The 15,357-nt window shown below is 45.4% G+C and carries 10 protein-coding genes; 4 read left to right on the forward strand and 6 right to left on the reverse strand.

Annotation, left to right across the window (positions count from 1 at the left end; all coding sequences use genetic code 11):
* Nucleotides 1-12: 12 nt before the first annotated feature.
* The 4 genes from AB4Z08_RS21070 to AB4Z08_RS21085 are packed head-to-tail and all read right to left on the reverse strand — an operon-like array spanning nt 13 to nt 7,463.
* Nucleotides 13-1,809, reverse strand: coding sequence for a lanthionine synthetase LanC family protein (locus AB4Z08_RS21070; RefSeq protein WP_441575755.1), 1,797 nt, complete (start codon nt 1,807-1,809; stop codon nt 13-15).
* Between the two features lie 16 nt (nt 1,810-1,825).
* Complete coding sequence (locus AB4Z08_RS21075) at nt 1,826-2,668, reverse strand: thiopeptide-type bacteriocin biosynthesis protein (protein ID WP_441575756.1); 843 nt, start codon at nt 2,666-2,668, stop codon at nt 1,826-1,828.
* 4 nt (nt 2,669-2,672) lie between these two features.
* Nucleotides 2,673-5,249: a lantibiotic dehydratase gene (locus AB4Z08_RS21080; protein ID WP_441575757.1), complete on the reverse strand. Its 2,577-nt coding sequence runs from the start codon at nt 5,247-5,249 to the stop codon at nt 2,673-2,675.
* 9 nt (nt 5,250-5,258) lie between these two features.
* Nucleotides 5,259-7,463, reverse strand: a complete 2,205-nt coding sequence (locus tag AB4Z08_RS21085; protein ID WP_441575758.1) for a peptidase domain-containing ABC transporter — start codon at nt 7,461-7,463, stop codon at nt 5,259-5,261.
* Nucleotides 7,464-7,580: 117 nt separating this feature from the next.
* Here AB4Z08_RS21085 and AB4Z08_RS21090 point away from each other — a divergent pair, with 117 nt between their 5' ends.
* The 4 genes from AB4Z08_RS21090 to AB4Z08_RS21105 are packed head-to-tail and all read left to right on the forward strand — an operon-like array spanning nt 7,581 to nt 13,371.
* The gene (locus AB4Z08_RS21090; protein ID WP_441575759.1) at nt 7,581-8,972 is read left to right on the forward strand and encodes a DUF3526 domain-containing protein; all 1,392 of its coding nucleotides are present in this window, start codon (nt 7,581-7,583) and stop codon (nt 8,970-8,972) included.
* A gap of 3 nt (nt 8,973-8,975) precedes the next feature.
* The gene (locus tag AB4Z08_RS21095) at nt 8,976-10,406 is read left to right on the forward strand and encodes a DUF3526 domain-containing protein (protein WP_441575760.1); all 1,431 of its coding nucleotides are present in this window, start codon (nt 8,976-8,978) and stop codon (nt 10,404-10,406) included.
* Between the two features lie 12 nt (nt 10,407-10,418).
* Nucleotides 10,419-12,623, forward strand: coding sequence for a TonB-dependent siderophore receptor (locus AB4Z08_RS21100; protein ID WP_441575761.1), 2,205 nt, complete (start codon nt 10,419-10,421; stop codon nt 12,621-12,623).
* A 49-nt stretch (nt 12,624-12,672) separates the two neighbouring features.
* A complete protein-coding gene (locus AB4Z08_RS21105; RefSeq protein WP_441575762.1) occupies nt 12,673-13,371 on the forward strand; it encodes an ABC transporter ATP-binding protein in 699 nt (232 codons plus the stop codon).
* A gap of 39 nt (nt 13,372-13,410) precedes the next feature.
* Here the strand turns inward: AB4Z08_RS21105 and AB4Z08_RS21110 are convergent, their stop codons facing one another.
* Nucleotides 13,411-13,881, reverse strand: coding sequence for a hypothetical protein (locus AB4Z08_RS21110; protein WP_441575763.1), 471 nt, complete (start codon nt 13,879-13,881; stop codon nt 13,411-13,413).
* Nucleotides 13,882-13,982: 101 nt separating this feature from the next.
* A complete protein-coding gene (locus AB4Z08_RS21115; RefSeq protein ID WP_441575764.1) occupies nt 13,983-15,311 on the reverse strand; it encodes a hypothetical protein in 1,329 nt (442 codons plus the stop codon).
* Nucleotides 15,312-15,357: the final 46 nt, after the last annotated feature.

Consider the following 15,357-nt stretch of genomic DNA (forward strand, 5'->3'; position numbering starts at 1 on the left):
ATCCCACTTTTTTTATTGCTTTGCAGTAATCAATCCCGCCTCACCTAACAGCAGTAACTGCTGCCAAACGGTTTCTTTCGCCAGGGTGGAAGCACTGGTGTTAAACAACCCCGCAATCGTAGCTACTAAAACAGCGGGCGGCATATCCTGTTGGAGTTGGCTCAAAATAGCTGCTGTCAACCGATTCGTTACTTTTTCGGTGATGCCTTCGGGTGTCAATTCCTGTAATATAAAAATAGGTCCCTTACATTCAAGTGTAACCGGATGAAAAGCACATTCCACTATTCTTACATGGTCTGATATGCTGCAAACGGCGGCATACGCGGGATTTGACAGTTGCCTCACTGTATGGTCGTTCCGCTTATAGTAACAAAGAAAGCCTTTATGTGTTTGCCAGAAATGGCAAAGCTGTTGTTCGTATGCATACACCTGCTGGACGAATGGATCGGTGATGAGTTTTTCCAACGCCTGTTGATAGTCAGGCAGCGATAAGTGCTCCACCGGAATGTGGGTTTGATTTAAGAGGTATAATGTTCTCCGGAAATATTTACCGAAGATCTTTTGGCCTATGGATGCGGATGCATAAGCTGGTGCTACCGGGATATTACGCACCGGCAGTTGAATATTTAAAACGTCGTGGCCATTTCCCTTCAGTAAAATGTTGACCAGCATGTATCCCACGCCGGCCATTCCTGACATGAGTCCCATATCATGACTGTTGGCCGGCGCAAAAGTGTTGAAAGTGCCGGTACGTTCGTATAATTCAAAAGCGCCGTTGGCAATTTTATGAAGCGCATGATGCAGCGCCTGTTGATCTGCATAGAAAGATGCTGCCCGTAACAGGAACGTCACCATTCCTCCATAACCACTGCATAGTGTATAATCCTCCCGCGCTGCATCCAGGTGTGTCAGACTGCTTTTAACACTAGCCTCAATGATGTGGTGGTAACAGCCTTCCCCTGTAATGTTTTCAAACAGGATATGCGATAAACCAATGCCCACTGCGCCATGTGCCCAGGAGTTTACCTGTTTCATTGTTGGTCTGAAAACGGACAGGTCCCAGGTATGGGCACCAGGTAAATTGTACCGGTATGCCCCGATACGCAGGTCAAGCCAGTTACGGGTGGGCATATCGTAATACAACATCTCATAGTCAAACCCCAGTTTCGCGAGGCGGATTAATCCATCATAGTTAAAATAATGACCTACCTGCAGCAGCACATAAGCGATACCCGCTGCACCGTGTGAAAAGCCGGTGAGACTGTCATACGCCATTTTTTTATGATCCCATTTTATGCCCTGCGAAGCTACTCTCGCATCATCAATGATGCGGTTGAGCAGCTCCTGCAGGTAGGAATAAATGGTAGCATCCGCAGTATGATGATATAGCAACGTCATTACGAGCGTATTGCCGGCTGCACCGCTCAGGAGGTCCATCTCCTGAATATAAATAATGTTGGAGTGGTGCTCTTTTGCCACCAACAGGGCGGTTTCCAGGTATTTATTTTTACCGGTGATTTCATAAAGTTTTATGCATAAATAAATGATACCACAGATGCCGGTATAGAAACAATAAAATTTAGGTCGCCGGCAATAGGTGCTTTTCAATATCCTGTCAGTTATTTTTTCCGCCCATTCCAGGTCTGTCTTATCTCTATTCAATTCAAACAAAGCGAGAAAGAACAATGCAATGCCTGCGCCACCATTGAATATTTCGTGATATTCCCGGCGGAGGAATTGCCCGGTGTTCCTGTCGTAATAAGGTGTTTCCCAGAAAGGTCCTTTTTCATCCTGCAAGGCTGAGGACATAATCTGATCCCTTATTTTATGCAGAAAATTGTGCGTCATTTTGTTGGATATATTGAAGGCACGCTTTGGTGCAGTACATGATATAAGCTTCTTCGCTGTTTGCTATGCCCAGGCGGTTGTGTGTCATATGCATAATGCCGGCAATAGCTTCCATGAGCTGGGGCTCCGATAGCCCGCTGTGGCGGTACTGCTGCATGGCCTGCCTGCTTCCCGGGAGTAAAGAGGGGCCGTTGTTTTCGTACAATAGGTACATTTCATGTATGGCGGTGGTGATTTTTTCTTTCCTGCTACTGAATGCTTTGTCAAATGTGGCGAGCCAGCCTGTTTTATCTGGTAGTGCTGCGCGCTGGGGATGGAAAATTCTTAACCATTCATCAATAAAATAATCACATATTTCCAATTGTTGCGCAATGGGAAAATCTGCCGCCTGCAGTAATTGCACGTGAAATTGTATCGCCTGTATACTGGCCATGGCCGATGGAGTGGTCGCTGTCGCCAACCACTCCAGTACTGCTGCAGACGAATGGTAGAAAAGTTGTTCTGCCCATTTGATACTATGAACATCTCCGTAACGTGCTATTTCCGGGACGTATGCTACCACCGTCATACGGGCGTCAGGCAGGCCGGAACGGTTAAACGCATCGATATGCGCCGATAATAGAGCGAGTACTTTTTCTTCCTGTGAGGTTTGTATCCGCAGACGGATATGATCGCCTCCTTCCGGATAACGGATAAAGAAGTAGGGAGTGTCACTGTTAAAAAGTTCCCTGTGTTTTTCAAGAAACGGATGGATACAGTAAAGCAATAAATCGTTCAGCGACTCGTCATAATAAATGTAGGCAGATACCCAGGTTTCCATGTGTTCAGTGTTTATACCATTGCAATAAATATTCCTTTACCTGTCCGGTTGGCATCGGCAGGGCTTCTTCCAACCAGATATGACTGCCGGCCCTGGATAATAATTTCTTCAGCATCGTTAGCAGGATAGGCTGTTGAAAGGAAATGAACTGGGGTTTATAATCATCGGCCAGACCGCCCGCTTTTTCTTTTGTTTTGCTGTTGCCCCGGCGCCGCAGGAAAAGAAATACGGCTGCATCGATCTGGTGTTGCTCCCGCCAGTGCTGCAGCCGGATGAAATATTCCAGCTCTTTTTCATTATTCCTGATCACAGGAAAGTCCCTGGTATCTATTTCCCATGTCTTTCTTCTCAACACTACCTGTGTGCGGTAAGTGACCCTCGGCCAGACATATACCGGTGCATTGTGACGGGGATGTTTTTTTTCATATTCACCATCTATTATTTTTATCAGCGCTGTAATGGAGGGCCTGATATCCGGGTTGAAATGTGCAAGCAGCTGATAGAGACGGGAACGGTTACGAAAACTTTCCAGGCTCAGGTCATAGGCATACACCTGTTGCCCGCCATGGTAAAGCGATAGCTGCTTATCTTCGGCGGTAATATATAATTCATTTAAGGAGATTTGCTGCCCGGATGGATAGTTGTTATTTCCGCCCGGCATTTTTATCTCATATGCCGCCAGCGGCGGATGGATATTGGCGTTAAATCCGGATGCATCGTTTAGTTCCATCACCTTCTTATCGGGATGCAGCGAACGGTTGTAATCCAGGAAAGCAGTTGTTGCCTTGTTGTCAAACATGGACAGAAACCTGCCATTTACCTTGCCCATACCGGGAAGTATAGCATTCACCACTCCGCAGGTAATATTTTCCGATGAATAAAACTGCATGAACATTCCCCTGGATTGCGGCGTAGGGACTGTTGCTATGGCAGGAAAGTGTTCATCCCATAGATTAATAACAGCTGGTTGTCCGTATAACAGGTTATCGAGGGATTGCACAAAATTGTTTTTCCATGCGGTGGCTTCCGGCTCCGGATTATTGACAACATTTTCCTGACGAAGCTGCTGATAATAGGATTGATAGAAGCGGACCACCGGCACCGATCCGTTAACACCGTAATACGAGTAAAAGTGATGGAGCATCCGTTGTTTTTCTTCATACAGTTGATCCAGCGGTTGTATTAATTCCAGCAGGGCATCTACGTTTTCTGTTATTTGTTGCACCGTGTCTTTGCAGATCACTTCTGTTTCCGGGTTGTAGCAATCTTCGTAGAATAATTCATTTCCTTTAAAAAAGTGTGGCGCAAACTGCATCGTTCTTAACCCGCTGTTTGTGTCGTCTTCCGCGGCCGCCGGATCTACCTCCACCGGCAGTCCCGCTTCCTGCTGTAAATCACTGAATACAGGATTGATCGTATTTTCAGCGGCGGCTAATATGTTGGCTCGTTCGGCAGCGCTGGCAACAGTAAAGTTTTTTTTATATTTTTCGAGAGATGCCAACGCTTCGCAGATGCGTTTAGCCGGATCATGCGCGGTGCTATGGGGACCGAAGAAGGCGATCAGCTGACTGGCCCAGTTTTCTTCCATACCGGAAATGCCCGTACCCATTTCCAGCGCCCCGGTAGCGATCATCTTCAGCAGGTAGTCTTTAATTTCTGCGCGGGGAATTGGAGATGCCGCTTCGGTAAGCGTATTGATCAACCGGTGAAAAGAGAGTGGCCCGTGTTCCAGCAGTTCAAGAATCAGGATGTTGACAGCTGATGCCGGAATAGACTGAAAGGCTTCTACATTTAAGTAATTGACAAGGAAATGAAGCTTTTTATCTTCTTCCTGAAGTGTCATATTCTTTGAAACAATCAACAGTTCATTCAGCCCGGGATGCCGGCACAGTATGCCGGTCAGGTACCTGAAAATACTGTTGTTAAGCTTTACACGTCCGGCTGTTGGTCCAGGAGGATTTGTTTCAGTGGCAATGAAAGTACCCAAACGGGTATGGGTAAACGTACTGAAGGGAGACGTTTTGTAACAGGACCTGGTAAGATATCGTAACAGGCTGAATTCGATTTTATTTTCTGCATTTTTATAGTGGAGGGGGTCTTTCTCCCGGAAGGGTGGTAGTTGCCGGAATAATACCGGCGAGGATAATATGATGCCTTTTTCAACATCTGACTGTGCCAGCAGTTGATGGAGGTGACGCCGTTGTTGTAACAGGAAGGCATCGTACCTGTTATGTTGCTCCAGTAGCTGCTGCGCATGAATTTTTTTTGTGGAGATATAGTTATTGATATCTGCTGCTACTTCTTTTTCGAATAAGGGCAGCAGCAGATCCAGCAAATCATTGTCCGGTAGTTTATCATTGTACACCATTCTTTTCAAAGAAATGATTTTCCGGCGCAGGTGATCGTCTGTTTGTAGCATGACCTGTTCATACAGCTTATCACAGAGGGCTTCCCGCTGCTGTTGCTGCGATGCTGTGTGAAGATGATAAAGATGTGCATCCGGCAGCTGCCATTGTTCCAGCAGGGAGGTATGGATGCCGGCATAGCGCACTAATGGATATGGAAAGAGGTGTACGTTCATAGTCATCACTTATTTAGCTAATTCCAATTGATTTTTTACAAGATGATAGTAAGGCCCTTTTTGCAGTATCAGTTCTTCATGCGTACCTGTTTCCGCAATTTCTCCTTTGTGCATAACGATGATCTGGTCTGCATGTTTTACGGTACTAAGACGATGTGCTACCAGTAGCACTGTTCTGCCCGCAAAAAATTCCTGCAGGTTGTTGACAATCACTTTTTCATTGTTGGCATCCAGTGCGTTGGTAGCTTCATCCATAAAGAGGTAAGAAGGATTGCGGTATATCATCCTGGCAATCAGCAGTCTTTGCTGTTGCCCCTCACTGAGGCCATAGCCATCTTTTCCAATCACGGTATCATATCCAAAAGGCATCGATAAGAAGAAGTCGTGCATGTTGGCCATGGTAGCTGCTTCATACAAAGCCTGTTCATTTTTAACGGAGGCTCCGGCATAAATATTTTCGGCTACGCTGTCACTGAATATATATCCGTCCTGCATTACTACACCGCATTTCTTTCGCCATTGGTTGGCGTGAATGGTGCTCAGAGACTGTTGACCGATCAGGATTTTTCCGGATACCGGTTGATAGAATTTCAGGAGAATTTTAATGAGGGTGCTTTTACCGCTGCCACTCATGCCCACAATAGCGGTTACCTTTCCTGCAGGAATAACCACGTTGATGTTTTTGAGCACCAATGGGCTACCTGGCTGGCCATAGCTGAAGTGCAGCTGCCGTAGGGTAATGTCTGCCGCAGTGCCGGAAATTTTTTCTTCCCGGAGATGAAAGTCTTCTTCCGGTTCCTCATATATTTCTGCTATTCGCTTTAAGCTGAAGGAGGCATTCTGGGAAGACCTGATAAATTCGATCAGCTGCAGTACCGGTGTGTTCAGCTGTCCGCAGATATAGGTAATGGCCAGCATGGTACCAAGACTGATATCTCCTTTGATCACCAACCAGGCAGCAGTGAAGCTGATGAATATGTTCTTCACTTCATTAATAGAAACGCCTATGCCCTGCATAAACTGATCTAATCGGAGGCTTTCTGATTTTAAATCAAACGCCTGCCGCTGCAGTGATTCCCATTTTTGTTTTTTGTCGTCACCATTGCCGGACAGCTTTATTTCCTGCATAGCATAAAATATTTCCAGCTGTAGTTGCTGGCTGGCGGCCAGCACTTTAAACTTCTTCTGGTCCAGCAACTTCCTTCTTTGTTGCTGGGATATAGACCAGGCAAAGCTACCGGCAGCACCTAAGAAGAACAGTCCGAATATCCTGAAATCGTAGAACAGCAATACGCCTCCGAGGATCAGCAATGTGAGTACCGCCATTACGAAGCTGATGACAGCGCCTGTTAGAAAATCTTCTATTCTTTGATTATCAGTAACACGTTGCATATTGTCACCGGCCTGCCGGTTATCAAAGAAAGTGAAGGGAAGCTTTAATAGTTTATCGAGATATTTATGCAATAGGGTAATGCTGGTGATAGCTCCGATACGGAATAACCAGCGGGCCCTGATAAAGTCCATCACGGTTTTGCCGGTGAAAAGCATTAGCTGTGCCAGGCAAATTACCACCAGTATATGCACACTTCTTTCTTTAATCCCTTTATCAACTATTTGTTGCGTAAGGATAGGGAGCGCCAGCGAAAAACCAATAACAGCCAGTATGCTGAGTGCCAGGGGGACAACAGCGCGGGAATGGTTTTTCAGATAGGGCAATAAGCTCCATAGTGAGGTATTGTTTTCAATGCTATCTTCTACCTGATGGAATGCTGGTGTTGGGGCTACGAATAAGGCTCTTCCAATATCTGTGGTGGTATTTTTTTGCCAGGATGATAAAAAAACTGCTGTTGGAATAGTCATCCGCTGATCCAGGGAAGGGTCTGCGATGAGTGCTTTTTGGGTATTTATTTTTAGTAGTACTACATAATGACTTTTTTCCCAATGCAGTATGCAGGGGAGTGGTGCTTTTTCTATCAGCGTTGATAGCGGGAGTTCTACCGCCAGGCTTTTCATGCCCATTACCGTACAGGCTTCCTGCAGTCCGGCTAGTGTGGTGCCTTGTTTACCAATGTGGCAAATGCGCCTGAAGTACTGAATAGGCAGGTGTCTATTGTAATAAGCTGCTATCATTTTCAGGCAGGTGGGTCCACAATCCATAGCGTCTGCCTGGCGGTAGAACGGAAATTTTTGCCACTTTAAAAATTGTTTTATCATCTGTTGTAACGGGTCTGCTGGTTTTTTTCATTGATTTTTGCAACGATGTTGCTAATATCAGTATAAAAGTGCAACTTTGTTGCAAATAATCACTAATTTTTTTCTGAATCTTTTCTGATGCATGTTAGAACGATTGTCAACCGGGAGTTAAGCAGTATTTACAGAGAGCGGACATGGTTGCTTGTAAGTAGTATCACCTGGCTGCTGCTGTTGTCAGCTACCATGTTATCCTTTTATCAGTATCAGCATGGCGTATCAACAAGAGCTGCAGCCAATGAGGCATTCAGGGAAGCATGGAATAAGCAGGAGCGGAATCCGCACCATGCAGCGCATTTTGGTACTTACCTGTTTAAGCCGATTACGCCGGCATCGGTTTTTGATCCTGGCCTGAATGATTACAGTGGTACTACTTTCCGCATTGAAGCACATGTACAGCATGAAGTGGATTATAGCAATGCACAGGATAGTGACGCGGCGATGCGATTTGGGAGTTTAAGTCTCGCAACGTTGCTGCAGCTGATCATTCCTTTATTTATCGGCGTTACCACGGCGGCGGCCATCACTGCTGAAAAGGAGGGAGGTACACTGAAAATGTTGCTGCTGGCTGGTGCCGGCAGAATAACTATTCTCTTTTCCAAAGCCATTGCCTATTATGGCTTGTTTAGTTTGATCCTGCTGCCTTTCTGGTTATTGATGGTGTTGGGAGGATGGTTCCAGGGAAATTATCTACAACCATTACTGATAACAGGTATCTACCAGCTGTATTACCTGTTGGTGGTGTTACTCGCCATTGCAGTTTCTTCACTGAGCCGGCAATCTTCTACGGCCACGCTGATCGTGTTGGCTGGTTGGATACTTACGGGCATACTGTTGCCGAAACTAATGGTAAATGCTGTCAACAGATCGGTACCGGTAATGAGCAGGGCTGCATTTGAAGACAGTGTGAAACAGGGATATCTTAAAGGGATGGGTAATGACGGCAGCTATTACAGCAGGGGGGAGCAGTTTGCCCGGGAGCTGATGGAGAGGTATCATGTAGATACGATCAGTCAGCTGCCCGCTTACCTGGAAGGTCTGATGCTGCAACACAACGAAGATTATCAGCAACGTGTATTTGAACACTATTATGCCGGTGTAGCCACCACTTTTGAAAAACAGGAATCCCTGCTGGACAAAGTATCGTTCATTAATCCTTTGCTGGCTGTTAAGCGCCTGTCTATGTTGCTGGCCGGCAGCAGTTATGATCATCATCACCAATTTTACCGGCAGGCCCGCCACTACCGGAATGATTTTATCCGTACGCTGAATCTACGGATGGTAGCATCAAAAATGCCGGAAGGCTTTAAAGAAGATCCTGCTTTTTTTAAGGACATGCGACCTTTTATATACCAGGATGATACCGGTGGGATAACAACAGCACGGGGTTGGTTATTATTGGTTGCATTGATGTTTTGGATAGCAATAGTGGCTTGCGGCCTTTTTTGTACTGCTAAATTTTCTATACACTAACATATGTCATTACTTACCGCTGTTTGCCAGTTCGAAATCCGTCAGCTTAAACGGAGCAGGGTAGCTATCGCTTTATTTTTGTTGTTGCTGCTCACCGGGATATATAGTTTACGCTGCGGTTACGAGGTGATCAACAAACAATTGAAGGCACTGGAAATATTGGCGCAGCAGCAACAAGAGCGGCTGGGGGAGCTGCACGCACGCTTCACTGCCGATACAACGGTGGTGGCAGGCGTAAAATTATCGGATCAGGCAGGTGTTCCGCAGGTCATTGAATTCAGAAGGCCTCCCGTTGCTACTAATCCACCGCATCGCCTTGCGGTACTGTCGATAGGGCAGCGCGATTTGCTGCCCTTTTTTGATATTGTGAATACTAAGTATGATGTACTCACACCACCCAACGCGGAATTTGTAAATGCCGAAGTGTTGGCCGCCGGGAATTTTGACTTTTCCTATTTTCTTATTTACCTGCTGCCATTACTGATCATTGCAGTCACTTATAACTGCTATTCAAAAGAAGTAGAATTACATACACTGAAGTTATTGGTATTACAGGGCGGTAGCATTGCAAGGATGGTACGAATAGTATTTGCCATCCGGTTGCTGGTTATATGGTTGCTGGTGGTGGCATTGAGCCTTGCCGGTTACCTGCTGTCTGATGGTAATGTAGCCGGTAGCTTCGCCGATCTGGGATGGTGGATATATATCCTCACCTTATTATTATTGTTCTGGTTTGCCAGTTGCTACCTTGTCGTAAAACTCAGGAGATCATCCCGGCAAAACTTAATTATACTGCTTTCATTCTGGTTAATGGTGACGATTATTTTACCGGGTATTATTAACAGTATAGCCGCGTTGATAGCACCTGTTCCACTGAGATCTGAACTGGCCTCCAGGCAACGTGAATGCAAAGAAGAAACCTGGGAGCTGCCCGTCCCTGTACTGCTGGATAGTTTTTATCAGTATCATCCGGAGTTGCTTTCCGCAAGAAAACCGACAGATACTGCTGCTTATGGCAACCGGAGATTTATGGCCTACTACGATTTGCTGGGCCGCCGGATGGAGAGGATTTCGTGGGATTATCAGCAGGAAGTAGCCCATCATTTACAGATGGAACGAAGTGCCTGTTGGTTTAATCCCGTTATGCAATCACAATACTTATTTAATGATATCGCAGCATCGGGATTAAAACAGTATGAGCAATATGAATGGCAGGTAAAGGCATTCAGGCGGCAATGGCTGCAATTCATGAACAGCTATCTTTTTTATGACAAAAAGCTCCGCGAAAAAGACCTTGATCAGCTGCCCGAATTTTCACTTCAGCGTAAGGATCATATGGCCGCGTCTGTGCTAACAGAGAGCTTTCCTATACTCTTCCTGACCATCATTATTTTCCTGATGAGCATATTTATACGCCCACAGCATAACACGTAATAATCTATACAAATGAGAACAACGCATTATTTTTTTTGCCTGGCCTGCTTCCTGCATGCTGCGGTGGTAAATGCACAACGTAAAGACAGTACCCTTCACCACCGTGACTTACGTGCCGTGGATGTATTGTCCAGGAAAAACAGGGACCTGGTAAAAGATACTTTGCCGGCTTCGCTGAAGCAGCAGCTAACTTTCATAGAGATGCCGCAGAATATTATAGGGATCTCAGCGGAGCTGATAAAGCAACAGGGGGGACTGGAGTTGAAAGATGTAGCCCGCAATGCCAGCGGCGTATACTTCGGGTATAACAGTACGCCGTTTGATCATTCATCGTCTATACAGATAAGGGGCTTCAGCGCTTATTCCATTATCAATGGGATGCCCAGGCACGCCAATTACGGTGCTGTACTCGATGATGAGGCATTATTTGAAAGCGTGGATGTGATCAAAGGGCCGGCCGGATTCGTAAACTCCGTAGGAGAGGCAAGCGGCACAATTAATATCAACACCAAAACGCCTGGCAGCCGGCTGTTGAACGTAACCGCCACCGCCGGTAGTTTTGGTATGGGAAGGATTGCGGTAGATGCAGGGAGTAACGTGAAAAGCCGCGGCTTTTCCTATCGCTTTAATGCTGCATACCAGCACAGGAACAGCTACCTGGATGAATTGAAAACGGATAAGTATGTATTGGCGCCTGTACTGCAATATAACTTTAGGCCCAACACTTACCTGTTAGCAGAGTACGATCTTATCAGGGGTGAAACCAGGAACGGGTCTGATATTACCAAGATACGGACGGCAGCAGACGCCTTACATGATGGTATCGGTCTGAACTACGGTGCGGCTGTTGGCTTACCCAAATCATATTACCAGGCGCAAACAATGCGGCTATTGTTTAGTCATGCTATTAACAGCAACTGGAAACTGACTTCACAGTCACAATACAACCTGTCGCCCTACGATACCTGGAGCATGCTTTCTTCTGAAACCTATACCGGAGTGAGCTTTGATGAGCAGGGGCAAACCGCGAGGTTATCCAGTCATGCTGCGATAGGAGGAAAAACATTTGCTTCTCAATTATATTTTAACGGAAAGGTCATCACTGGTGCATTCACTCACCAGCTTATTATCGGAGGTGATATTACTTCCAGCAGGGATAGTCTTCAAACAGGATTTGGATTATATACCTTCCCTCTCTATAGAAATAAATTAAACTATTCGGTAAACAGGGACTCCGTAGCTATCATGAACCCTGGGGCAGGGAGTGTATTCAGGAATAACCTGACGTATGAATCTGCCTATGTATATGACAACATAAAATTTACCTCCCACTGGATATTGTCGCTGGGGGGAAGATTTACGTGGTACAATAATAAAACTATCCAGAAAGTAACGCCATCAAGGCCGGCAAAAGAGAATTTATTTTCACAGCGTGCCTTCTCACCAAGGGCTGCGCTCACTTACCTGATAGATAGTACTTTCTCTGCTTTCTTTTTATATGATCAGTCTTTTGTGCCACAAAGCGGCCTTAAAGCAGGAGGTGGTATTAATGAAGCAACAGGTAAATCCAATGGTGTACCCGTAGATCCGCAACGAAACAATGATATGGAGCTGGGCGTAAAGAAACAGTGGTATGGGGCCCGGTTACTTTCCTCCGTTAATGCCTTTCATACTGTTAAACGTAATGTGCTGATGCCGGATGTACAAAATGCGGCACTCAACTTTAAGCGGCAGATTGGTGAATATGCCAGTGACGGCGTAGAAGTGGACATTTTAGGCCGCGTAAATTCCCGCATATCCGTTTCTGCCAATTACACCTTTGTAAATGCCAGGATTACTAAAGATACCGCAGGATCTGCCCTGATCGGTAACAAGTTGCCAGGCACCCCCCAACAGATTATTAATACATGGGTGCAATACAGTATGCCGCTGAAAGGAAATAGAATTGTTGCTGTGAGCCTTGGACAAACCACCCAGGTAAAACGGAGTACTTATACAAAGGATGTTAGTCTTCCAGACTACACAAAATTTGATGCTGGTATCAATTTTTCCGCGCCACATTATTATGCAAGACTGGTAGTAGATAACCTGTTGAATAAAAGATATGTGACATCCGGTGATATTGGTAGTGACTACCCGATTCCCAATGCGGTGAACTATTTTTTTATAGAAGGAGATCCTGTGAATTTCAAATTTACGATAGGTATAAAATTATAAACCGGATAGTGCCGCGGGGGACATCCTGTGGCACTATAAATGATGTACTATGATTGTTGCTCGTGGACTAACAAAGCATTACAATGGGCACCTGGCACTCGATCACCTTGATTTGAATATAGGTGCGGGTGAAGCATTTTGTTTGCTTGGACAAAATGGTGCGGGAAAAACAACCACCATCAATTTGTTCCTGGGATTTATTGCAGCCACAGAAGGGGAGGCATTTATTAAGCAGAAAAAAGTAAAGGCAGATAGCCAGGATACCCGCAGGCATATTGCTTATATTCCGGAAGTGGTGATGCTATATCCGAATCTGACCAGCCTGGAGAACCTTGAATTTTTTAGCAGGATAGCGGGATTCAGCTATCAGAAAGCAGCATTAAATTCATTCCTGATCCGGGCAGGACTGGAGCCGGCAGCAATTCATAAGCCGGTAGGCAGCCATAGTAAAGGAATGCGGCAAAAAGTAGGCATTGCAATTGCCATCGCAAAAAATGCCGATGTGATTTTTATGGACGAGCCTACCTCCGGCCTGGATCCTAAAGCTACCGCCGAATTCAGCGCTATTGTAAAAGACCTCACCGCACAGGGGAAGGCAATTTTAATGGCTACCCATGATATTTTTAATGCTGTTAACATTGGTACGCATATAGGAATCATGAAAAGCGGGCAGCTGGTGCATACCTGCAAAGCCGCAGGACTTGATGCCAACGATATGCAGCGGTTGTATATTGAAACAGTTAGTTAGAGGATCTTTTAATCACAGCCATACACCGAAGAGGTGGGGCTATTTAAAAGATGCCGATATTTTTCCCAGTATACCATCAAACAGTTGCTTTTGATTTTCAGGATATCTTATTCGCAGATGATACAGCGCACCATTTCTGATAATACTTTTTTGGTAGAAGATAAACTCGATGCCATCGGTCAGATGACCACTTATCACATACCAGGTGGGTTTTATTATTTTATAGGTAATGCCCTTTTCTGATTTCAGGTCATTGTTGTAATAAGATTGTAACTCTTCCTGCGTACCGTTTCCCCACATTTCAACCGTAACGGATATGTCGTTGTCTAATTTTGTGGGGTACCACTGTAGCGTACCACCCGCTACCAGGGAGCCTTCTTTGAAGTAATCAGGCAATTGTAAGGTATAGCCATTTTTATGATTAAATGTTTTCCATGCAGACTGACTTTTGGCAGTAAAGGCAATCAGACAAAAAATCATTGACAGGAAAAGTGTAGATAAATGTTTCATGGACATAGGTACAATTGAAAATGCAAATATACGAAAGCCAGCAGTGTTGCCGCAGGTGTATTTGTATATTTGCATTTTCAGGATTCTTAATTATAATATGATTATTTTGACCAGGAAGTGCGCATTAACCCGGTGAGTTGGTAGTAATTTTCCAGGTGTTTGGTCATGATATTTTCACCAGCGCCCACCTGGATCAGGTTATCACCATCGGCACCATATCCGCCGAGGGCAGCCGAGCGTACATCGGCAATATACCCCGGCCATTTACCGCCGCTCCATGAGTAACCAAATAAAAAGCCATTCGTGGAAGCCAGTTTCATTTTATCCTTCCAGTCGAGCTGAAATTGTACGAACATTTCGCCTGGGCATACTGCTATTGAAATATTATTGTTGATAAGCAGGGTAATAAGATGTACGTTGAATGCACGTTTGGCGTCATATCTTCCAACAAAATGTAAAGAGTCTACTTTATACCTGATATCTGTTTCCTCACTGGCTGGCATGGCAATGTTTTTTGCCAGCTTCACCACTTCCCAGGCGAGTAATTCACCGGTGCGCTCCATGGGTGCATAGTTGGTTTGTACAGTATCTGTTGGCCCTGATCTGCGGGGACTGATCATCAGCGATTCAATATTACCTCCGCCACCATTCACAAATAAGCAGGCCACCTTGTTTCCAAAAGCTGCTTCCACCCTTCGGGATGCCACACCCGGGTAGTCGGCTGAAACTGCATAGTTAAAGCAAACTACATCAGCATGCATAGCATAGTTCATCATAATCACTCTTGGGTTATCCTTCATATCAGTTATTTTGAGTACACCTACTTCCGGGTCAACGGGACCAAACGGAATGCGTTCCGGATTTTCAACGCGGTAATGTTCGTCGCCCACCCACGATTCCCGTGCATGACCATCCTCACGTACTATCAAACGGTTGAAGCCGAGTTGCGGGAAAATACTTTTACCGGCAGCGATCTTTGCCTGGAACATATGCGCTACCGCTTCACCTACTACCCTGATGATCTGATCCTCGTAGAATGGCTGGAACGGGCTGCTCTCCGACACATTGATTTTATTATCCACCATAGGAGCGGAGTGGTCGTGCGAGGAACTGAGTATCACCTTTTCAATATGGTATTGTTGTTTGCAGACCCGCTCAACACGGTCGCTCGTAAATATGGGCAGGTCGAGCGAAACAAACGCCAGCCGTTGACCATTTACATCGAGTACCAGGCTTCTGGCGAAAACAGAATCATGGATTGGCTGATCAGTTTTAGGTGTGATGTTGATTTTGCTGGTGCCCGCCAGCAGTTTGCCATTATTGGCAATAACCTGATTAACGTGGACTACTAAAGAGAACAGCGCTGTAATGAGCAGTGTTTTTTGCGCAGATATAGCACAAAAGGATTTGAGAAAAATGACCTTTTTCATAACGTGGAAGTTGAATAAATTTCGTTAGAATTTTTGCTAACACTAT

Origin of the sequence: Chitinophaga sp. RAB17 (genome assembly GCF_052114225.1) — a bacterium.
In the GTDB taxonomy this organism is placed as follows: Bacteria; Bacteroidota; Bacteroidia; order Chitinophagales; family Chitinophagaceae; genus Chitinophaga.

Bases quoted from the DNA above. Each gene is read 5' to 3' on its own strand.
- AB4Z08_RS21115 (WP_441575764.1), bottom strand. From the start codon at position 15,311: ATGAAAAAGGTCATTTTTCTCAAATCCTTTTGTGCTATATCTGCGCAA.
- AB4Z08_RS21070 (WP_441575755.1), bottom strand. From the start codon at position 1,809: ATGTCCTCAGCCTTGCAGGATGAAAAAGGACCTTTCTGGGAAACACCT.
- AB4Z08_RS21100 (WP_441575761.1), top strand. From the start codon at position 10,419: ATGAGAACAACGCATTATTTTTTTTGCCTGGCCTGCTTCCTGCATGCT.
- AB4Z08_RS21105 (WP_441575762.1), top strand. From the start codon at position 12,673: ATGATTGTTGCTCGTGGACTAACAAAGCATTACAATGGGCACCTGGCA.
- AB4Z08_RS21080 (WP_441575757.1), bottom strand. From the start codon at position 5,249: ATGAACGTACACCTCTTTCCATATCCATTAGTGCGCTATGCCGGCATC.
- AB4Z08_RS21075 (WP_441575756.1), bottom strand. From the start codon at position 2,668: ATGGAAACCTGGGTATCTGCCTACATTTATTATGACGAGTCGCTGAAC.
- AB4Z08_RS21085 (WP_441575758.1), bottom strand. From the start codon at position 7,463: ATGATAAAACAATTTTTAAAGTGGCAAAAATTTCCGTTCTACCGCCAG.
- AB4Z08_RS21090 (WP_441575759.1), top strand. From the start codon at position 7,581: ATGCATGTTAGAACGATTGTCAACCGGGAGTTAAGCAGTATTTACAGA.
- AB4Z08_RS21095 (WP_441575760.1), top strand. From the start codon at position 8,976: ATGTCATTACTTACCGCTGTTTGCCAGTTCGAAATCCGTCAGCTTAAA.
- AB4Z08_RS21110 (WP_441575763.1), bottom strand. From the start codon at position 13,881: ATGAAACATTTATCTACACTTTTCCTGTCAATGATTTTTTGTCTGATT.